This window comes from Thermomonas sp. (genome assembly GCF_041919455.1).
Lineage (GTDB): Bacteria > Pseudomonadota > Gammaproteobacteria > Xanthomonadales > Xanthomonadaceae > Thermomonas.
In genome coordinates this window covers 102,028-122,383 of record NZ_JAYRTQ010000006.1, presented here as the reverse complement: position 1 = coordinate 122,383, position 20,356 = coordinate 102,028, and the positions used below count along the sequence as shown (strand labels likewise).

Genomic DNA, 20,356 nt, shown 5'->3' with positions numbered 1-20,356 from the left:
ATGCTGCGGGCATCGACCCACCACGCACGCCGTCCAAGGGGACATCGCCATGAAAGCCGCCACGCTCCGGTTGCTCACGCTCGCCATCGCCATCGCCATCGGATTGCCGGCCTGCGGCAAGGACGAAGCCGCGACGGATGCCACGGCCGCCGCGGCCGCCACCGACACCGGCGGCTCGGCCAAGGGCGATTTCGGTCCGCCGCAGGGCGCGCCGATCCAGGCCGTGCTGACCTCGCCGCCGCTGGTGCCGCCGGCCACCGGGCGTACCGCGCCGGCCAAGGTGATCGTCTCGCTGGACGTGGTCGAGAAGGACATGGAAATTTCCGAAGGCGTGACCTACACCTTCTGGACCTTCGGCGGCACCGTGCCCGGCAGCTTCATCCGCGTGCGCCAGGGCGACACCGTCGAGTTCCACCTGCGCAACATGCCGGACAGCAAGATGCCCCACAACATCGACCTGCACGGGGTGACCGGCCCCGGCGGCGGTGCGGCCTCAAGCTTCACCGCGCCCGGCCATGTCAGCCGATTCACCTTCAAGGCGCTCAACGCCGGCCTGTACGTCTACCACTGCGCCACCGCCCCGGTCGGCATGCACGTGGCCAACGGCATGTACGGGCTGATCCTGGTCGAGCCGCCGGAGGGATTGCCCAAGGTCGACCGCGAGTACTACGTGATGCAGGGCGATTTCTACACCACCGGCAAGTACCGCGAGAAAGGCCACCAGCCCTTCAACATGGAAAAGGCGATCGACGAGAACCCGACCTACGTGCTGTTCAACGGCATGGAAGGCGCGCTGACCGGCGACAAGGCGCTGAAGACCAACGTCGGCGAGACCGTGCGCCTGTACGTGGGCAACGGCGGGCCGAACCTGGTGTCCAGCTTCCACGTGATCGGCGAAATCTTCGACAAGGTCTGGTACGAAGGCGGCACCAAGTACCAGGAGAACGTGCAGACCACGCTGATCCCGGCGGGCGGCGCGGCGATGATGGAGTTCCACATGGAAGTGCCCGGCAGCTACGTGCTGGTCGACCACAGCCTGTTCCGTGCCTTCAACAAGGGCGCGCTGGGCATCCTCAAGGCCGATGGCGCGGAGAACAAGGCGATCTACTCGGGCAAGGAAGTCGACGCCGTGTACATCGGCGACCGCGCGCAGCCGAACATGCAGGCGGTGTCCGCCGCCGCCAGCAGCGCCAAGGCCGGCGCGCTCAGCATCGAGGAGCAGATCGCCGCGGGCAAGGCGCTGTTCACCGGCACCTGCTCGACCTGCCACCAGCCCGACGGCAAGGGCATGGAGGGCGTGTTCCCGCCGCTGGCCGCGTCGGACTACATCAAGGCCGACCCCAAGTCGGTGCCGCGGGTCATCCTGCACGGCCTGGTCGGGCCGGTGAAGGTCAACGGCAAGGACTACAACTCCAACATGCCGCCGATGAGCCAGCTGACCGACGACGAGGTGGCGAACATCAGCACCTACGTCCTCAACAGCTGGGGCAACCCGGGTGGCCGGGTGACCAAGGCCGACGCAGCGGCCGCGCGCGCCGCCAAGCCGGCCAACGCCTCGGACGGCCACTGAGCCATGCGCCGCGGGCTTGCCATCGCATTGCTCGCGCTCCCGCTCGCCGGCCTCGCGGCCGGCGCGCTGGGATCGCGCTACGCGGGCCTGCCCGGCGGCGTGTTCAAGTCGGTGCTGCGCTACGAGGATGCAAAGGACGGCGTGCGCATCGCGCCGTTCGCGCTGATGCGCCGGCCGGTCACCAATGCGGAGTTCCTCGCCTTCGTGCGCAAGCACCCGCAATGGCAGCGCGGCAGGACCGCGCCGGTCTTCGCCGAGGCGCGCTATCTCTCGCACTGGGCGGGGCCGGCCACGCTGGGTGCGAACGCCTTGCCGGATCGGCCGGTCGTCTGGGTGAGCTGGTTCGCCGCCGATGCGTACTGCGAGTCACTGGGCGCGCGGCTGCCGACCTGGAACGAATGGGAATTCGCCGCGGCCGCCGACGAGACGCGCCGCGACGCCCGCAACGACCCGGCGTGGCGCGAGCGGATCCTCGGCTGGTATTCGCGGCCTTCGAACGCCGCGCTGCCGCGTGTCGGGCTGCAGGCGCCGAATGCCTGGGGCGTGCAGGACCTGCACGGCCTGGTCTGGGAATGGACCGACGATGCGTCCTCGCTGCTGGTCGATAGCGACAACCGCAAGCAGGGCGATGCGGACAAGATGAAGTTCTGCGGCGCCGGCGCGCTGTCGATGGACGACCGCGAGAACTACGCGGTGATGATGCGGGTGGCGATGCTGTCCTCGCTGGACGGCGACGACGCCACCGCCAACATGGGTTTCCGCTGCGCCTGGAGCGCGCCACGATGAAAACAACAGGATGGCTGTCCGGGATCGCCGGCATCGCGCTGGCCGCATGCGCGGCGCTGGCCGTTGCCGCCGGTCCCGCCGGCAAGCCGTTGCCGCCGGATTCGGTCTACCAGCTTGCGCTGCCGCTCACCGACCAGGCCGGGCGCACCGCCGACTGGCGCGGACTGCGCGGCAAGCCGCGGGTGGTGTCGATGTTCTACACCTCGTGCCAGTACATCTGCCCGCTGATCGTGGACTCGGGCAAGGCGATCGAGCACCGGTTGTCGCCGGCCGAACGGGGGCGCATCGGCATCGTGCTGATCAGCATGGATCCGGCGCGCGACACGCCGGCGGCCCTGCGCAAGGTGTTCGACAAGCGCGGCCTGGACGCGCGCCGCTGGTCGCTGGCGTCGCCGCCGCCGGCCGACGTGCGCAGCGTGGCCGCGCTGCTGGGGATCCGCTACCGCCCGCTGGCCGATGGCGAGTTCAACCACACCAGTGCGCTGGTCCTGCTGGATGCCGAGGGTCGCATCGTGGCCCGCACCGAACAGGTCGGCAGCAAGCCGGATCCGGAGTTCGTCGCCGCCGTGCGCAAGGCGGCCGCGCGCTGAAGCCGGGTCAGGCGCGGGAGCGTCGCGAAACGCCGCGCGGCGCCTCGGGCTCGCAACCGCTGGCCGCCGCCTGCAAGGCCGCGGGGTCGAGGATGCGGATGCGCCGGGCATGCACCTCGATCACCCGGTCCTCGTGCAGGCGGGTGAATCCGCGGCTCACGGTCTCCAGCGCAAGGCCCAGGTAGCGGGCGATCTCGTCGCGGCTCATCGGCAACTGGAAGTCGTCGCCGGGCTGGTCGATGCGCCGGTAGCGCTCGCCCAGGCCGTGCAGGAACAAGGCGATGCGCTCGCTGGCCTGGCGCCGCGACAGCACGTCGACGTGGTCATGGTCGCGATCCGAGCTCTGCCCCATCACCCGCAGCAACTGGCGTTGCAGGCTCGGCAATTCGGTCGCGACCGCGGACAGGCTGGCGAACGGCAATTCGCAGACCTTGGCCTCGCCCAGGGCAATCGCTTCGCAGCGGTGGCTGCCACTGCCGATCGCATCCAGGCCGAACAACTCGCCGGGCAGATGGAAGCCCAGCACGTGTTCTTCGCCGGACGCGTTCACCACCACCGTCTTGAACGCGCCGGCGCTGGCCACGTAGAGGGCATGCAGCGGGTCGCCGGCGCGGAACAGGCTGTCGCCGCGCCCCAGCGAGCGACGCCGCTGCACCATGGTGTCGAGGCGGCCCATGTCGTCGCGGTCCACGCCCGCGGGCAGGCACAGGTCACGGAGCGAACAATCCGCGCAACTGCGGCGAAGGCGGACCAAGTCGAGGGGGATGGGACTGCGCATGGCTCGCAACGCCGCGGGACTCCGCGGCCAACGCCGGGTATTATCGACCATGCGGAGGCGGATTGTCTCCGCCGACCCACATCCCGCTCGAATTGATCGAGATCAATCGGGTCCGCCACGCGGTTGCGTACGATGCGGCCCAAGTCACGGAGGCCCCATGCAGGCGACCAGCGGAACGTACAACGACAAGGTAGTGCGCCAGTTCGCGGTGATGACCGTGGTGTGGGGCATCGTGGGCATGCTCGTTGGCGTGATCATCGCCGCGCAGCTGTACTGGCCCACCCTGGGCGAGGGCATCCCGTGGCTCGGCTACGGCCGCCTGCGCCCGCTGCATACCAACGCGGTGATCTTCGCGTTCGGCGGTTGTGCGTTGTTCGCCACCAGCCTGCACGTGGTCCAGCGCACCTGCCACGTCCGGGTGCTTTCCGACAGGCTGGCCGCCTTCGTGTTCTGGGGCTGGCAGGCGGTGATCGTGGCCGCCGCGGTGAGCCTGCCGCTGGGCTTCACCCAGGGCAAGGAATACGCCGAACTGGAATGGCCGATCGACATCCTGATCGCGGTGGTGTGGGTGGCCTACGCGGTGCTGTTCTTCGGCACGATCGCCAGGCGCAAGGTCAGGCACATCTACGTGGCCAACTGGTTCTTCGGCGGCTTCATCCTCGCCGTGGCCCTGCTGCACATCGTCAACAGCATCGCGATGCCGGCCGGCGGCATGAAGTCGTATTCCGCCTACAGCGGCGCGGTGGACGCGATGGTGCAGTGGTGGTACGGGCACAACGCGGTCGGCTTCTTCCTGACCGCCGGCTTCCTCGGGATGATGTACTACTACGTGCCCAAGCAGGCCGGGCGCCCGATCTATTCCTATCGCCTCTCGATCGTGCACTTCTGGGCGCTGATCGCGGTCTACATGTGGGCCGGGCCGCACCACCTGCAGTACACCGCCCTGCCCGACTGGGCGCAGTCGGTGGGCATGGTGTTCTCGCTGATCCTGCTGGCGCCCAGCTGGGGTGGCGCGATCAACGGCATCCTCACGCTGTCGGGCGTGTGGCACAAGCTGCGCACCGACCCGATCCTGAAGTTCCTGATTGTCGCGCTGAGCTTCTACATGATCGCGACCTTCGAGGGGCCGATGATGTCGATCAAGACGGTCAACTCGCTGTCGCACTACACCGACTGGACCGTCGGCCACGTGCATGCCGGCGCGCTGGGCTGGGTGGCGATGATCTCGATCGGCTCGATCTATGCGCTGCTGCCCAGGCTGCTCGGCCGCGACACCATGCATTCGGTGAAGCTGATCGACACCCACTTCTGGGTGCACACCCTGGGCGTGGTGTTCTACATCGCCGCGATGTGGATCGCCGGGATCATGCAGGGCCTGATGTGGCGAGCCACCAATGCCGACGGGACCCTGACCTATACCTTCGTCGAGTCGCTCAACGCCACCTATCCCTACTACCTCGGCCGGCTGTTCGGCGGCCTGCTGGTGCTGACCGGGATGCTGCTGATGGCCTGGAACGTCTACCAGACCTACCGCCACGCCGGTGAACCCGCGGACCAGCCGCTGCTGCCGCCCGACGCCGCCGATGCGCGTGCCTGAGGAAACGCCATGAGCCAGGACAACAAGAACAGCAACGCGCACGAGAAGATCGAGAAGAACGTCGGGCTGATGGCGATCCTGATCGTGGTCGCGGTGTCCTTCGGCGGACTCGCCGAGATCGTCCCGCTGATGTACCAGGCCGAAGCGATCAAGCCGTTGCCGGGCGTGAAGCCCTATCCGGCGCTGGAACTGGCCGGCCGCGATGTCTATGTCCGCGAGGGCTGCTACAACTGCCACTCGCAGATGGTGCGCACCCTGCGCTTCGAGACCGAGCGCTACGGCCACTACTCGCTGGCCGGCGAATCCGTGTACGACCGCCCCTTCCAGTGGGGCAGCAAGCGCACGGGTCCGGACCTGGCGCGCGTCGGTGGCCGCTATTCCGATGCCTGGCATCGGGTGCACCTCAACGACCCGCGCGACGTGGTGCCGGAATCCAACATGCCCAGTTTCCCGTGGCTGTCGAAGAACGCGGTCGATGGCGATGCCGTGCAGTCGCACATGCGCGCGCTCAAGCGGCTGGGCGATCCGTACACCGATGCCGAGATCGCCGCCGCGCCGTCGGCCGTCGAAGGCAAGACCGAAATGGATGCGATGGTGGCCTACCTGCAAGGGTTGGGCCGGCACGCGCCGAGGGGAGAGTAAGCATGCTGTCCGGCATCATCACCACGATCCTGCTGTTGCTGTTCCTGGCCGGCTGGGCCTGGGCCTGGAGTCCACGCCGCAAGCGCGACTTCGATGAGGCGGCACAGCTGCCGCTCGACGCCGATTCCGCCGGGGAGGACGCGCGATGACCGCCGGCTGGTCCTGGTACGTGATCGTGCTGGTCGTGCTGAACATCGCCGGCTGCGTGTGGCTGCTGTGGTGGACGGCGCGCCGCCGCCCCGGCGACCCCAAGCCGGAGGACACCAGCCATGTCTGGGACGGCGACCTAACCGAGTACAACAAGCCGTTGCCGCGGTGGTGGATCAACATGTTCTACCTGACCATCGTGTTCGCGATCGGCTACCTGGTGTGGTATCCGGGCTTCGGCAACTTCGCGGGCTACGGCAAGTGGACCTCGCAGGCGGAACACGACCGCGACGCCGCCCGCGCCACCGCGACGCTGGAAGAAACCTTCGCGCCCTACAAGGGGCAATCGATCGACGTGCTGGCACGCGACCCGCAGGCGGTGAAGCTGGGCCGCTCGATCTTCGGCAACACCTGCGCGACCTGCCACGGATCCGCCGGCAAGGGCGCGATCGGCTACCCCAACCTGACCGACGACGTCTGGCACTGGGGCGGCAGTCCGGAGCAGGTCCTGCAAAGCGTGCTGGACGGGCGCGAGGGCGTGATGCCGCCGTGGGGCAAGATCCTGGAAGGCATGGGCGGCGCGGACGCGACCGACTACGTGATCGCCCACGTGCGTGGACTCGCCGACGACAGCGGCGCGGCGCGCAGCGACTTCGCGGCGGCGCGCGGCAAGGCCCTCTACGACGGCGTGTGCGTGGCCTGCCACGGCGTCGACGGCAAGGGCAACCAGGCCCTCGGCGCGCCCGACCTGACCGATGACTACTGGATGTACGGCGACAGCCGCGAGGCGCTGCGCGAAGGCATCGCCAACGGCCACCATGGCATCATGCCGGCGCACCGCGCCCTGCTCGGCGAAACCCGCTCGCGCCTGGCCGCAGCCTATGTCTGGTCGCTTTCGCACGGGAATGCCGGCGCGGCCGCCAGGGCCGAATGACCCGGATCCGCAATGCCTGACTACACCGCGCCACGCTTCGACCACCCGCCGCGCCCGATGGCGCAGCGGGTCGGTGCCATCCTCTGGCCGAGCTTCTTCGCGGCGGGCGTGGCAACGATGGTGTTCTTCGCCTTCGTCGATCCGCTGGCATTGCGCGACATGACCTTCCCGGACATCGCGATCAGCCGCGGCCTGGGCTATTCGCTCGGCTTCTTCATGTTCTGGCTGGCCACCGCGTCGTCGAGCCTGTTCACCTGGATCCTGCTGCGCCCGGCCAGCCGCTTCAACCGGCCGCTGCCGCCGCAGTAGACGCATGGGCAACAAGCAGATTCCCCTCGAAGTGATCGACGCAGGCGGCTCCGCCTACGTCAGCGAGCGCAAGGTCTATCCGCGCGACGTCTCCGGCCCGTTGAACCGCCTGCGCGTGGCCGCGGTGGCCTGGCTGCTGGGGATGTTCTACCTGTTCCCGTGGCTGTCCTGGGACGGGCGGCAGGCGGTGCTGTTCGACCTGCCGGCGCGCAAGTTCCACGTGTTTTCCATCACGTTCTGGCCGCAGGATTTCGTGTTCCTGGCGATCCTGCTGATGATCGCCGCGCTGGTGCTGTTCTTCTTCACCGCCCTCGCCGGCCGCCTGTGGTGCGGCTACGCCTGCCCGCAGACGGTGTGGACCGAGGTCTTCCTGTGGATGGAAAGCGCCATCGAGGGCGACCGCCACAAGCGGATGAAACTGGATGCCGGCCCGTGGAACCGCAACAAGCTGCTGCGCAAGGGCGGCAAGCACCTGGCGTGGCTGGTGTTCGCGCTGTGGACCGGCTTCACCTTCGTCGGCTTCTTCACCCCGATCCGCGACCTGGGGGCGCGCCTGTGGCCGTTCGCATGGGGCGGCTGGGAAACCTTCTGGGTGCTGTTCTACGCGCTGGCCACCTGGGGCAATGCCGGCTTCCTGCGCGAGCAGGTGTGCAAGTACATGTGCCCGTACGCGCGCTTCCAGGGCGCCATGTTCGACCGCAACACCCTGATCATCGCCTACGACCCGATGCGCGGCGAACCGCGTGGCCCGCGCAAGCGCGGCCTGCCCAGCGTGCTGGAACGCGCACGCGGCCTGCTCGACGTGTCGACCGCCTACGATTACGTGTTCCGCGCCACCCGCCATCCCAGCGCTGCCGCGCAGCAGGCGCAGGCCGCGGGCACCATCACCTTCGACGGCGGCATCGAGGCCGCGCCGCTTCCGAAGTTCGCAGCGGACGAACTCGGCGACTGCATCGACTGCACCCTCTGCGTCCAGGTCTGCCCGACCGGCATCGACATCCGCAACGGCCTGCAGTACGAATGCATCGCCTGCGGCGCCTGCATCGATGCCTGCGACGAGGTGATGCTCAAGGTCGGCTACCCGAAGGGCCTGATCCGCTACTCGACGCAGAACGCGATCGACGGCAAGCCGACCCGGGTGCTGCGCCCGCGCATCCTGGTCTACGGGACCATCCTGCTGGCGCTGCTGATCGGCTGGGGCGTGGGCGTGGCCAACCGCAGCCCGTTGATCGCCGAGGTGCTGCGCGACCGCAATGCGCTGTACCGCGAGGGCGCGGACGGCATCGAGAACGGCTATACCCTCAAGCTGGTGAACAAGACCGACGTGGCGCAACGCTACCGCATCGAACTCCAGGCGACCGACCTGCCGGGCCTGCGCATGCGCGAACCCGCCGAGGTGAACGTCGCCGCCGGTGCGGTGGCCTCGCTGCCGCTGACCCTGGTCGCGCCGGGAGACACCACCGGCCGGCACGACATCAGGATCAGCGTGCGCACGCAGGACGGCAGCACCACCCGCAGCGTCGACAGCAGCTTCTTCGGACCGATGTGATGGACGCCAGGGATACCCCACGCTCGCCATTGCGCGAACCGCTGGTCTGGCTGGTGTTCGGCATCCCCGCGATCGCGGTGGTGGCGCTGGTGTGGATGGTGTTCATCGCCGCCGGCCCGGGCAGCACCGACAGCGTGGACACCGCGGTGAAGCGCACCGCGCAGATCCAGGTCGCCGACCTGGGCCCGGACCAGGCCGCGGCGCGCCTGCGCCTGGCCGCACTGGTGCGGGTCGACGGCAAGGAACTGGAGGTGCTGCCGCTGCATTCCGGCTTCGACACCGCCAGGCCACTCAGGCTCGCGTTGCGCCACCCGGCCCGCGCCGACCTCGACCATGACCTGCTGATGCAGCCCGCCGGGAACGGCTGGCGCGCACCGCTGGAACTCGACGTCGCCCACGACTGGAAGCTGGAACTGGCACCGCCCGACGGTCGATGGCGCTTGCAGGGACGCCTGCCGCGTGGCCAGCTCAGCGCGCGCCTGCAGCCCGTCGCCCCGGGATGAATGCCTCGTTGGCGGCGATGGCGGGTAGCGCACGCACGGGCACCACCGACACCACCTGCTTCCACTGCGGCGAAGCGCTTCCCGCATCGCCCGCCATGCGCATCCTGGAAGGCGCCCCGCGGCCGTTCTGCTGCGATGGCTGCGCGGCGGCGGCGCAATGGATCGAGGATGCCGACCTCGATGCGTACTACCGCCTGCGCGAGCGGCCCGGCGCGCGCATCGACGAAGACGACAGCGCACTGGCCTTGTGGGACCGCGGGGAAGTGCAGGCCGAGCATGCGCGCGACGTCGACGGCGGCCGCGAGATCACCCTGCTCACCGACGGCATGCGCTGCGCCGCCTGCGCATGGTTGATCGACCGCGCGCTGTCGCGCGAGCCAGGCGTCACCGCCATCAGCGCGAACGCGGTGACCGGGCGCATCCGCATCGCCTGGGATCCGGCACGGACACCGTTGTCGCGGCCCTTGCGGCGCCTGCAGGCGCTTGGTTACCGACCGTTCCTCGCCGCCGGCGCGGCGCAGGAGCGCGCGCGCAGGCGCGAACGCAACCGCTGGCTGCTGCGGATCGGCATCGCCGCACTGGGCAGCATGCAGGCGATGATGTTCGCCGAGGCGCTGTACCTGGACACCGCGCGCGAGATGTCGCTGCCGATGCGCGATTTCCTGCGATGGATCGCCTTCCTCGTCGCCACGCCGGTGGTGTTCTACGCCGGCTGGCCGTTCATCGTCGGGGCTGCGCGCGAACTGCGCCATCGTGCGCCGGGCATGGACACGCTGATCGCCGGCTCCACCCTGCTGGCCTGGGCCGGCAGCGTGGCGGAGACCGTGCGCGGCGGCGCGCAGGTCTGGTACGACGCCGCGGTGATGTTCGTGTTCCTGCTGCTGGTCGCACGCCTGCTGGAACAGCGGGTGCGCGCGACCGCCAGCGCACAGGTGGATGCGCTTGCGCGCGCGCGTCCCGCCTTCGCCAGCCGCGAGACCGCCGATGGCCAGCGCGAGGCGGTGGCCATCGGTGCATTGCGTGCCGGCGACATCGTTCGCGTCGCCCCCGGCGAACCGGTGCCGGCCGATGCATTGCTGCTGGACGACAACGCCAGCTTCGCCGAGGCCCTGCTCACCGGCGAAGCGCGTCCGGTGCCCAAGCAGCCAGGCGATGCCGTGTTCGCCGGCTCGCTGTGCGGCGCGCAGGCCGCGCGATTGCGACTCACCGCGGTCGGCACGCAGACGCGGCTGTCGCAGCTCGCGGCCTTGATCGAACAGGCGCAGGCGCACCGACCACCGCTGGCGCAGGCCGCGGATCGGATCGCGCGCGTATTCGTGGTCGCATTGGCGCTGGCCACCGTCGCCGTGTATGTCGCCTGGCGCCTGCACGATCCCGCGCGCGCGTTCGAGGTCGCGTTGGCCTTGCTGGTGGTGTGCTGCCCATGCGCGTTGTCGCTCGCCGTGCCGGCGGCGCTGGCGGCCTCCAACGGCGCACTGGCGCGGCTGGGCGTGTTGCCGCTGCGCGCGGACGCGCTGGCACGGCTGGCGCGGATCGACACCGTGGTGTTCGACAAGACCGGCACGCTGAGTCTTCCCGGCGGTCAACTGCATGTCGAGACCTTCCAGGGATTGGACGATGCCGACGCATTGCGCATCGCCGCCGCGCTGGAACGCGACAGCGCGCATCCGCTCGCCGATGCGTTCGTCGCCGCCATGACGGCACGCGACGCGTTCGCCACCGGCGTGATCGAGCATCCCGGCGCCGGCATCGAAGGCCTGGTCGCTGGTCGCCGCTGGCGGATCGGCCGCGCCGGCTTCGCCGCCGCCACGCAGGTGGACGACGGTGCGGTCTGGCTCGGCGACGGCCAGGTCGCCTGCGCTCGCTTCACCGTCGAGGAATCCGCGCGCACCGATGCGGTGCCGACGCTCGATGCACTGCGCACGCTCGGCATCGCCAGCGAACTCGCCAGTGGCGATGGCGACGTCGCGGTGAGGCGATTCGCCGGCGCCGTCGGCATCGACACCGTGCGATCGCGGCTGTCGCCCGAACAGAAACTCGCGCATGTGCGCGACCTGCAGGCGCAGGGCCGCGTGGTGGCGATGGTCGGCGACGGCATCAACGACGGGCCGGTGCTGGCCGGCGCCGACGTGTCGTTCGCACTGGGCGATGGCAATGCGCTGGCCGCGCGCGCCGCGGACCTGGTGCTGGCATCGCCCACGTTGCTGCGCATCCCGCAGGCGATCGTGCTTGCGCGGCGCACCCGCGCGGTGATCCGGCAGAACCTGATGTGGGCGCTGCTCTACAACCTGCTGGCGTTGCCGGCCGCGGCGCTCGGCATGGTGTCGCCGTGGCAGGCGGCGCTGGGGATGGCGCTGTCGTCCTTGCTGGTCACCGCGAATGCATTGCGGCTGGCGCGGGTGCCGGCGCGATGAACGCCCTGCTGATCCTGATCCCGCTCAGCCTGGTGCTGCTGCTCGCCGCGATCTGGGCGTTCGCGTGGGCGGTCAGGCGCGGCCAGTTCGACGATCTCGATACGCCCGCCATCGACATCCTCCAGGCCGACGCCGAGCCGCACCGGGCGCCATCCACGGACGAACGCGATGCCGGTTGACCTGATGGTGCTCGGTGCCGCGCTGCTGACCGGCCTGCTGGGCGGCGCGCATTGCGCGGCGATGTGCGGCGGCATCGCCACCGGGCTGTCGGTGGGCTCGCGCGGCTGGTGGGCGGCGGTACAACCGAACCTCGGCCGCGTGGCTGGTTATGTGCTGGCCGGCGCGATCGTGGGCGGTATCGGCGGCGGCCTGCTCGGCGTCGCCCGCATGCCCGCGCTGGGCATGGCGATGCGCGCCGCAGTCGGGATCGTGCTGGTGCTGGCCGGCCTGCGCCTGCTCGACCAGCGCGGAAGGCTGCCGCGTTTTGCCGGTGGGCCGGGCGCGCGGCTGTGGGCGTGGCTACGGCCCTTGCAACGCCGCCTGTTGCCCGCGGACACCGCCGGCAAGCGGGTGCTGGTCGGCATGTTGTGGGGCTGGATGCCGTGCGGGCTCAGCACCACCCTGCTCGCGGCCGCGTGGCTGCAGGCCAGTGCCGCGCATGGCGCGCTGACCATGGCCGCATTCGGGCTGGGCACGCTGCCGGTGATGGTGCCGCTGACCTGGGCCGGCGCACGCGTCGGCCAACGCTTGCAACGCGGGCCCTGGCGCATGGGCGCAGGCGTGCTGGTGATCGCATCGGGCCTGCTCACCATCGCCGCACCGTGGCTGATGCGGTTGCCGGCCCTGCATGGCGTGCTGGAAGCATTGGGCTGTCGCAGCCTCTCCACATAGGCCCGGCTTACACTCCGGCCATGCCATCGAGATCCATCCTCGCCATGACCGAATGCCCAGCACCGACGCATCGCGCCCGCGGTGGATGTTTCCACGTCGCACGGATCGATGGCGCATGAGCGGCTGGCGCCGCCTGCTCGGCCGCACCCCGTCTCCCGCCGATGCAGCGTCTCCCGAGCCCGCACTGGCCGAACTGCAACGCGAGCTGGAGGTCGCCCACGCGATCGACGAGGAACGCCGGCGCATCTACGACGACCTGCACGACGACATCGGCAGCCGCTTGCTGACGCTCCTGCATCGCGTGCAGGAACCGGGGCAACAGCAGATGGTCCGCGAGATCCTGCAGGATCTGCGCGCGATCCTCGCCCGCGACCGCGGCATCGAAGGCACACTGCTGGAAGTGCTGGCGCAGTTGCGCGAGGAAACCGAACAGCGCCTGCTCACCCGCGACATCGAACTCGATTGGCGGCAGGCCGACGACCTGCCGGATCCACCGCTGCATCGCGCGCAGGGCATGCACCTGTTCCGGATCGGTCGCGAGTCGGTGACCAACGCGATGCGCCACGCCCCGGTCGCGCGCCTGCGCGTGGTGGTGGCGCGTGTCGGCCACGACCTGTTCTTCGAAGTCACCGATGACGGGCATTTCGACCCGGCCCGCATCGGCGAGGGTCGCGGCACCCGCAGCATGCTGTCGCGCGCCGGTGAACTGCACGGCGACATCAGCTGGCAGGCAGGCACTCAGGGCGGCACCAAGGTCCTGCTGCGCTTCCCGCTGCCTGCGGAGCCCCCCGCAGCTGCGGGATCCCCGCCACGCGACGGCCAAGGCAGCATGCCGCGATGACCGCCATGCCCGCGCGCGCATTATTGCTGGAAGACCTGCCCGACGTGGCCGCGTGGCTGGCGACCCTGCTGCGTGAGCGTTTCCCCGGTGTGGAGGTGGCGCATGCCGCGACCCTGGGCGAGGGATTGCGATTGCTCGATAGCGGTTTCGTCGTCGACCTGGCCCTGGTCGACCTCGGCCTGCCCGACGGCAACGGCACCACCCTGATCCAGGCGCTGGCGCAACGACAACCCGACTGCACCATCGTGGTCACCACCCTGTTCGGTGACGATGCGCATGTCTTCCCGGCCTTGCGCGCAGGTGCGCATGGTTACCTGCTCAAGGACCAGCCCGAGGAAAAGCTCGCCGCGGCGCTGGACGGCATCCTGCGCGGCGAACCGCCGCTGTCGCCATCGATCGCGCAACGCCTGTTGCGTGTCTTCAACGCGGCACCCGAACCGATGCATGCCGATGCCGAGCAACTCACCACGCGCGAGCGCGAGGTGCTGGTGCTGGTCAGCAAGGGCTGCCGCCTGCCGGAACTGGCCGAGCGGCTGCAGATCAGCCGGCACACGGCGTCCGACCACCTCAAGCACATCTACCGCAAGCTGAAGGTCAACAGCCGCGCCGAGGCCACCCTGGAAGCCGCCCGGATGGGCCTTGTCTCGCCGGGCGCTTAGTCCACGCAGCCTATGCCGTTCGTCCCCGGGGCAGGGCCATCCCCCATTTGCGGGATGGCGATGCCGGGATTCGCGCCGTAACGTGGGCCTTAGCGGGAGTAGGTACCAGGTTCCGCTGTAGAACTCGCTAAGAAAGCAGCACGTCTTCGATCCAATGGGCCACGGATGGCCCTTTTTCGTTTCGGCGTGCGGAGCGCGGCGACTCAGCCAGCCAGTGCCTGCTCATGCACGCCAGCGACCGCGCGACCGGACGGGTCCGCCATCGTCGCGAAACTCGCATCCCACGCGATCGCGGCCGGCGAGGAACAGGCGATCGACTTGCCGCCCGGCACCGTTTCGGCAGCCGCGGGCGTGGGATAGAAGCGTTCGAACACGCTCCGGTAGAAATACGCTTCCTTGGTCTGCGGCGGATTGACCGGAAAGCGCTTGTCGGCGGCGGCGAGTTCACGGTCGCTCACCTGCGCCTCGGCATGCGCCTTCAGGCCGTCGATCCAGCCATAGCCCACGCCATCGCTGAATTGCTCCTTCTGCCGCCACAGGATCGACTCCGGCAAGTGGCCATCGAAGGCCGCGCGCAGGATGCCCTTCTCCATCCGCTGCGCATCGCGGCGGTTCTTGTCGACCATCTTCCACTTCGCGTCGATGCGCATCGCCACGTCCAGGAACTCGCGGTCCAGGAACGGCACCCGCGGCTCCACGCCCCAGGCCATCATCGACTTGTTGGCGCGCAGGCAGTCGTAGTTGTACAACGCATCCAGCTTGCGGATCAGCTCCTCGTGGAACTCGCGCGCGTTCGGTGCCTTGTGGAAGTACAGGTAGCCGCCGAAGATCTCGTCGCTGCCCTCGCCGCTCAGCACCATCTTCACCCCCATCGCCTTGATCCGCCGCGCCAGCAGGAACATCGGCGTGGACGCGCGGATGGTGGTGACGTCGTAGGTCTCGATGTGGCGGATCACTTCCGGCAACGCGTCCAGGCCTTCCTCGAAGGTGTATTCGAAGCCATGGTGCACGGTGCCCAGCGCCTCCGCGGCGATCTTCGCCGCCGCCAGGTCGGGCGATCCCTTCAGGCCGATCGCGAAGCTGTGCAGGCGCGGCCACCAGGCCTCGGTCCGGTCGCCATCCTCGATGCGATGGCGCGCGTAACGTGCGGCGACCGCCGCCACCAGCGAGGAATCCAGCCCGCCGGACAGCAGCACGCCGTAGGGCACGTCGGTCATCAGCTGGCGGTGCACCGCGGCCTCGAAGGCCTCGCGCAGTTCCTGCAAGGACGCATCGACGCCTTCCACCGCGTCATAACTGCGCCACGGGCGTTCGTAGTATTTCGTCAGCGCACCCGTCGACGTGTCGTACCAGTGGCCGGGCGGGAACTGCGCCACGTCGGCGCATTCGTCCACCAGCGACTTCATTTCCGAGGCCACCCGCAGGCGACCTTCCTTGTCGTGGCCCCAGTACAGCGGGCACACGCCCAGCGGATCGCGGGCGATGAGCGCGCGGCCCCTCGCCGCATCCCACAACGCGAACGCGAAGATGCCGTTGAGCCGGTTGAGGAACGAGGCCGGCGCGTCCTCCCGATACAGCGCGTTGATTACCTCGCAGTCGGATTCGGTCTGGAAGGCGTAATCGCGGGGCAGTTCGGCCTTGAGCTGCTTGTGGTTGTAGATCTCGCCATTGACCGCGAGCGCCAGCTGCCCGTCATCGGACAACAGCGGCTGCGAACCGCCGGCCGGGTCGACGATCGCCAGGCGCTCGTGCACCAGGATCGCGCCATCGCCCAGGTACACGCCGCTCCAGTCCGGGCCGCGATGGCGCTGCCGCTGCGAGCGATCCAGCGACTGTCGTCGCAGGGCCTGGATGTCGTCGCCGGGCTGCAGCCCGAAGATGCCGAAGATGGAGCACATGGGGTGGTTCCTCAGGTTCTTGCAAGCGAAAAAAAACCCGCACTTCGCAGTACGGGCTCAGGGGGTTGTGCGTGTGTCGCGCGCTAACCGCCGGCCCGTCCGGGTCGATTATTCAGGCGATTGGCATTGGTGCGCGGCGAGGTCATGGGCCGATCCTGCACCACCGCCCGGCCGCTGACAAGCGACGTTTTCGCCTGTAACGAATACGATCCGCCATCAGACCACCACGCGGGGAACCCGATGACCAGATGGCTCAGGCGTGGCGCATTCGCCTTGCTGGTGTTGGCGGCGGCGTTCGCCCTGCTCGCCACCTGGCTGCTGCGCGGCAGCCTGCCCACGCTCGAAGGCACGCTTGCCTTGCCGGGATTGTCGGCGCCGGTGTCGGTGTCCCGCGACGCCAACGGCACCGTGACCATCGATGCCGCCAACCAGCACGACGCCCTGCGCGCACTCGGCTACGTGCATGCGCAGGAGCGCTATTTCGAGATGGACCTGCTGCGCCGCACCGCCGCCGGCGAGCTGTCCGCGCTGTTCGGCGAGATCGCGGTGGACACCGACAAGCGCCATCGCCTGCATCGCATGCGCGCGCGGGTCAGCCGCGACATGGACGCGATCACCGGCAGCCAGCGCAGCCAGTTGCAGGCCTATGCCGATGGCGTCAACGCCGGCTTGGCCACGCTGCGCGTGCGACCGTGGGCCTACCTGCTGCTGCGCCAGCAACCCGCACCGTGGCGCGTCGAGGACTCGCCGCTGGTCGGCCATGCGATGTACTTCGACCTGCAGGGCGGCGACAACGCGCGCGAACTGGCGCTGTGGCGGATGCGCCCGCACCTGCCGCCGGCCTTGTTCGACCTGCTCGCGCACGACGGCAGCCGTTGGGATGCGCCGTTGCAGGGAGCGGCGCGCGGCGATGCGCTGTTGCCCGGACCCGACGTGCTGGATTTGCGCGGGTTGCCGGCGAGCGCGGCATCGCCTGCCGCTCCCGAATCGCCCGGCACGCCGGGCAGCAACAATTTCGCGGTCTCCGGCGCGCTGACCGCAGACGGCCGCGCGATCCTCGCCGACGACATGCATCTGGGCCTGCGCGCGCCGAACATCTGGTTTCGCGCGCGCCTGCGCTATGCCGATGCCGCAGCACCCGGCGGGCGCGTCGACGTGCAGGGCGTCACCCTGCCCGGCCTGCCGGCGGTGGTGGTCGGCAGCAACGGTCATGTCGCCTGGGGTTTCACCAACAGCTATGGCGACTACCAGGACTGGAAACTGCAGGCGCCCTGCGCTACACGAGCACCTGCAACGGGCTGCGCACGGATCACCCGCTACAGCGAACGCATCGAGGTCGCCGGCGCCGCGCCCGTGATGCTCGACGTGGACGAAACCGCGTGGGGGCCGGTCGCCCATCGCGAAGCCGATGGCCGCGTGCTGTCGCTGCGCTGGACCGCGCACCTGCCCGGCGCGGTGAACCTGGGGCTGGTCGAGTTCCCCGTCGCCGGTGACATCGACCAGGCGCTGGCCATCGCCAACCGCACCGCCACGCCCACCCAGAACCTGTTGCTCGCGGATGCGCAAGGCCAGGTCGCCTGGCGGTTGCTGGGGCCGCTGCCGCAACGCAGCGAGGCCTGCACGCTGGCCGCCACGGTCGAGACCGCCACCGACGAGACCTGCGCGCCATGGCCCAGTTCGACCGCGGCCAGCCCGACATTGCGATCACCTGCGTTGGATCGCCTGTGGACGGCGAACAGCCGCGTCCTCGATGGCGAGGACCTGCGCCGCGTCGGCGATGGCGGCTACGTGCTGGGTGCGCGCGCCCTGCAGATCCGCGACGGCCTGCAGGCGAAACCGCGCCTCGGCGAGCGCGACCTGCTGGCGATCCAGTTGGACGACCGCGCGCTGTTCCTGCAGCCCTGGCATGCGTTGCTGCTGGAGCGCGCGAACGCGGCGCAGTCGCCGGCCTTGCGCGAACTCGCGACTGCCGCGGCGCGCTGGGAAGGCCGTGCGTCCATCGATTCGGTGAGCTTCCGCATCGTCCGAAGCTGGCGGTTGGCCGTGCACAAGCGCATCGCCGAAGGACTGACTGCACCGGCGCGCGACGCCTTGGGCGTGGACTTCGTCCTGCCCGATTTTCCGCAACTGGAAGGCGTGGCCTGGACGCTGGTGAGCCAGCGTCCGGCGCATCTGTTGCCACCACCGGATGCAAGCTGGGATGCGCTGTTCGAGGACGCCGCCGTGCAGGTGCGCGATGACCTCGCCGAACAAGGCCCGCTGGCTGAACGCACCTGGGGCGAGCGCAACACCGCGGCGATCTGCCATCCGCTGGCCGCGGCGATCCCGCTGGTCGGCAAGCGCTGGCTGTGCATGCCCGCCGACCCACTGCCGGGCGATGGCGCGATGCCGCGCGTGCAGGGTCCGGCATTCGGCGCATCGCAACGGATGGTGGTGTCGCCGGGCCACGAGGCCGACGGCATCCTGCACATGCCCGGCGGGCAGAGCGGGCATCCGTTGTCGCCGTTCTGGGGCGCGGGCCACGCCGCATGGGTGCGCGGCGAGCCGTCGCCATTCCTGCCGGCACCGGCACGCCACACCCTGCGCCTGCAGCCCGCGGTGGACTGACTCACTCGACCAGCAGGCGCTCCATCAGCCGCAGGTAGAGGTCGGGCAAGCGCTCGAGGTCGGCGACGCGCACATGCTCGTCGACCTTGTGGATGCTGGCGTTGACCGGGCCAACCTCGATGCACTGCGCGCCCAGCGGCGCGATGAAGCGTGCATCGGAGGTGCCGCCGCCGGTGCTTTCTTCCGGCAGCACGCCGCCGGCGAAGGTTGCCAATACCTCGCGCGCGGCCACGCGCAACGCGCCTTCGGGCGTATGGAAAGGTTCGCCGCCGCGATGCCAGTGCACCGCATAGTCCAGGCCGTGCGCGCGCAGCACCGCCTCGCACTCGGACTGCAGTTGCGCGGCGTTCCAGTGCGGGTTGTAGCGCAGGTTGAACAAGGCCTGCAGCTCGCCAGGGATCACGTTGTTGGCGCCGGTGCCGGCGTTGATGTTGCTGATCTGCAGCGAGGTCGGCGGGAAGCTCTCGTAGCCCTCGTCCCAGCGCTTCGCCGCAAGTTGGGCCAGCGCGGGCATGGCCTGGTGGATCGGGTTGCGCGCCTTGTCCGGATACGCCACGTGGCCCTGGATGCCGCGCACTGTGAGCGTGGCCGACAGTGTGCCGCGCCGGCCCACCCGCAGCAGATCCCCGAGCGCGTCCTTCGACGAGGGCTCGCCGGTGATGCACCAGTCGATGCGCTCGCCGCGTTCGCGGAACACGTCGGCGACCTTGCGCACGCCATCGATCGCATCGCCCTCCTCGTCCGAGGTCAGCAACATGGCGACCTTGCCCGCATGCCGCGGATGCGCGGCCACGAAGTCTTCCAGCGCGACCACGAATGCCGCCACGCTGCCCTTCATGTCGGCCGCGCCGCGCCCATACAGCACGCCGTCGCGGATCTCCGGCGCGAACGGATCGCTGGCCCAGGCCTCGCGCGGGCCGGTCGGCACCACGTCGGTGTGGCCCAGCAGCACCAGCACCGGCCCATCGCCGTCGCCATGCGTCGCCCACAGGTTGTCGACCTCACCGAAGCGCAGGTGCTCGCATTCGAAGCCGGCGCGCTTGAGTCGCTCCGCGATCAAGGCCTGGCAGCCGGCATCGTCCGGCGTGACCGAGGGGCGCGTGATCAGTTCGATGGTGAGTTGGAGGACGTCGCTCATCGTGTTTAGCCCCTCTCCCCTCGGGAGAGGGGTTGGGGTGAGGGTACGACGCAGCGATGCTGTCGCATCCGCCTCGAACCCTCACCCTAGCCCTCTCCCGGAGGGAGAGGGGACCAAGATCAAATACCGAACAGCTTCTTGAATCCGTTGTCGCTGAATCCCTGCGCGACCGTGCCGTCGTCCAGCACCACCACCGGCCTGCGCACCAGCTGCGGATATTCCTTGAGCAGCAGTTTCCACTCGGCGTCGCTGCCAGGTGTCTTGCGGTTCGGCGACAACTCGCGCCACGTCGTGGACGACTTGTTGATCAGCGCATCCCAGCCACCCGCCGCGTCCTTCCACGCCACCAGCGTCTCCGGCGATTGCCGCTCGTCGCGATAGTCGACGAATCGATGCTCGATGCCGAAGCGTTTCAACCAGTTCAGCGCCTTCTTGCAGGTGTCGCAGTTCTTCAGGCCGAAGAGGATGGTCATGCGGCGATTCCGATTTTGCCGTCATTCCTG

The 20,356-nt window shown here is 69.4% G+C and carries 20 protein-coding genes; 16 read left to right on the top strand and 4 right to left on the bottom strand.

The genetic code is table 11. The features are described from left to right. The first annotated feature begins 49 nt into the window (after positions 1 to 49). Genes nirK through ACE3T8_RS05885 form a run of 3 tightly spaced genes read left to right on the top strand, consistent with a single transcriptional unit; the run spans position 50 to position 2,946 of the window. Positions 50 to 1,570, top strand: a complete 1,521-nt coding sequence (gene nirK / locus ACE3T8_RS05895) for a copper-containing nitrite reductase (RefSeq protein ID WP_374607597.1) — start codon at positions 50 to 52, stop codon at positions 1,568 to 1,570. A 3-nt stretch (positions 1,571 to 1,573) separates the two neighbouring features. After that, complete coding sequence (locus ACE3T8_RS05890) at positions 1,574 to 2,356, top strand: formylglycine-generating enzyme family protein (RefSeq protein WP_374607596.1); 783 nt, start codon at positions 1,574 to 1,576, stop codon at positions 2,354 to 2,356. Next, the gene (locus ACE3T8_RS05885; RefSeq protein ID WP_374607595.1) at positions 2,353 to 2,946 is read left to right on the top strand and encodes an SCO family protein; all 594 of its coding nucleotides are present in this window, start codon (positions 2,353 to 2,355) and stop codon (positions 2,944 to 2,946) included. The genes ACE3T8_RS05890 and ACE3T8_RS05885 overlap by 4 nt, the downstream gene beginning before the upstream one ends. A 7-nt stretch (positions 2,947 to 2,953) precedes the next feature. Here the strand turns inward: ACE3T8_RS05885 and ACE3T8_RS05880 are convergent, their stop codons facing one another. Next, positions 2,954 to 3,622, bottom strand: a complete 669-nt coding sequence (locus ACE3T8_RS05880; RefSeq protein WP_374607593.1) for a helix-turn-helix domain-containing protein — start codon at positions 3,620 to 3,622, stop codon at positions 2,954 to 2,956. A gap of 259 nt (positions 3,623 to 3,881) precedes the next feature. On the opposite strand from ACE3T8_RS05880, the gene ccoN reads away from it, so the two are divergent. From ccoN to ACE3T8_RS05820, 12 genes are all read left to right on the top strand, one after another. Then, on the top strand, positions 3,882 to 5,321 hold the full coding sequence (gene ccoN / locus ACE3T8_RS05875) for a cytochrome-c oxidase, cbb3-type subunit I (RefSeq protein WP_374607591.1): 1,440 nt from the start codon (positions 3,882 to 3,884) through the stop codon (positions 5,319 to 5,321). A gap of 9 nt (positions 5,322 to 5,330) precedes the next feature. After that, positions 5,331 to 5,963: a cytochrome-c oxidase, cbb3-type subunit II gene (ccoO, locus tag ACE3T8_RS05870; protein ID WP_374607590.1), complete on the top strand. Its 633-nt coding sequence runs from the start codon at positions 5,331 to 5,333 to the stop codon at positions 5,961 to 5,963. A 2-nt stretch (positions 5,964 to 5,965) separates the two neighbouring features. Continuing rightward, positions 5,966 to 6,112 carry a cbb3-type cytochrome oxidase subunit 3 gene (locus ACE3T8_RS05865; protein WP_374607588.1) on the top strand — a complete coding sequence of 49 codons (147 nt, stop codon included), beginning with the start codon at positions 5,966 to 5,968 and terminating at the stop codon, positions 6,110 to 6,112. After that, entirely contained in the window at positions 6,109 to 7,044 is a 936-nt protein-coding gene (ccoP, locus tag ACE3T8_RS05860; RefSeq protein ID WP_374607586.1) for a cytochrome-c oxidase, cbb3-type subunit III, read from the top strand. The genes ACE3T8_RS05865 and ccoP overlap by 4 nt, the downstream gene beginning before the upstream one ends. 12 nt (positions 7,045 to 7,056) lie before the next feature. Further along, positions 7,057 to 7,353 carry a hypothetical protein gene (locus tag ACE3T8_RS05855; RefSeq protein ID WP_374607585.1) on the top strand — a complete coding sequence of 99 codons (297 nt, stop codon included), beginning with the start codon at positions 7,057 to 7,059 and terminating at the stop codon, positions 7,351 to 7,353. Positions 7,354 to 7,357: 4 nt separating this feature from the next. Further along, entirely contained in the window at positions 7,358 to 8,902 is a 1,545-nt protein-coding gene (locus ACE3T8_RS05850; RefSeq protein WP_374607584.1) for a 4Fe-4S dicluster domain-containing protein, read from the top strand. Continuing rightward, complete coding sequence (locus tag ACE3T8_RS05845) at positions 8,902 to 9,405, top strand: FixH family protein (RefSeq protein ID WP_374607582.1); 504 nt, start codon at positions 8,902 to 8,904, stop codon at positions 9,403 to 9,405. Before ACE3T8_RS05850 ends, ACE3T8_RS05845 begins: the two co-directional genes overlap by 1 nt. Continuing rightward, positions 9,402 to 11,819, top strand: a complete 2,418-nt coding sequence (locus tag ACE3T8_RS05840) for a heavy metal translocating P-type ATPase (protein WP_374607580.1) — start codon at positions 9,402 to 9,404, stop codon at positions 11,817 to 11,819. Before ACE3T8_RS05845 ends, ACE3T8_RS05840 begins: the two co-directional genes overlap by 4 nt. Then, entirely contained in the window at positions 11,816 to 11,998 is a 183-nt protein-coding gene (gene ccoS / locus ACE3T8_RS05835; protein ID WP_374607578.1) for a cbb3-type cytochrome oxidase assembly protein CcoS, read from the top strand. The genes ACE3T8_RS05840 and ccoS overlap by 4 nt, the downstream gene beginning before the upstream one ends. Next, the gene (locus tag ACE3T8_RS05830) at positions 11,988 to 12,710 is read left to right on the top strand and encodes a sulfite exporter TauE/SafE family protein (RefSeq protein ID WP_374607576.1); all 723 of its coding nucleotides are present in this window, start codon (positions 11,988 to 11,990) and stop codon (positions 12,708 to 12,710) included. The genes ccoS and ACE3T8_RS05830 overlap by 11 nt, the downstream gene beginning before the upstream one ends. Positions 12,711 to 12,825: 115 nt before the next feature. Beyond that, positions 12,826 to 13,551 (top strand): sensor histidine kinase, encoded by a 726-nt coding sequence (locus tag ACE3T8_RS05825; protein ID WP_374607574.1) that lies wholly within the window; start codon positions 12,826 to 12,828, stop codon positions 13,549 to 13,551. Continuing rightward, positions 13,548 to 14,210, top strand: coding sequence for a response regulator (locus ACE3T8_RS05820; protein ID WP_374607572.1), 663 nt, complete (start codon positions 13,548 to 13,550; stop codon positions 14,208 to 14,210). Before ACE3T8_RS05825 ends, ACE3T8_RS05820 begins: the two co-directional genes overlap by 4 nt. A gap of 203 nt (positions 14,211 to 14,413) precedes the next feature. On the opposite strand, the gene asnB is transcribed toward ACE3T8_RS05820, so the two are convergent. Next, complete coding sequence (gene asnB / locus ACE3T8_RS05815; RefSeq protein ID WP_374607570.1) at positions 14,414 to 16,108, bottom strand: asparagine synthase B; 1,695 nt, start codon at positions 16,106 to 16,108, stop codon at positions 14,414 to 14,416. A gap of 240 nt (positions 16,109 to 16,348) precedes the next feature. On the opposite strand from asnB, the gene ACE3T8_RS05810 reads away from it, so the two are divergent. Further along, a complete protein-coding gene (locus ACE3T8_RS05810) occupies positions 16,349 to 18,715 on the top strand; it encodes a penicillin acylase family protein (RefSeq protein ID WP_374607568.1) in 2,367 nt (788 codons plus the stop codon). Position 18,716: 1 nt separating this feature from the next. Here the strand turns inward: ACE3T8_RS05810 and dapE are convergent, their stop codons facing one another. Both dapE and ACE3T8_RS05800 read right to left on the bottom strand, forming a co-directional pair. Then, entirely contained in the window at positions 18,717 to 19,853 is a 1,137-nt protein-coding gene (gene dapE / locus ACE3T8_RS05805) for a succinyl-diaminopimelate desuccinylase (RefSeq protein ID WP_374607567.1), read from the bottom strand. A 119-nt stretch (positions 19,854 to 19,972) separates the two neighbouring features. After that, positions 19,973 to 20,326, bottom strand: coding sequence for a Spx/MgsR family RNA polymerase-binding regulatory protein (locus ACE3T8_RS05800; RefSeq protein WP_374607565.1), 354 nt, complete (start codon positions 20,324 to 20,326; stop codon positions 19,973 to 19,975). Positions 20,327 to 20,356 lie beyond the last annotated feature (30 nt).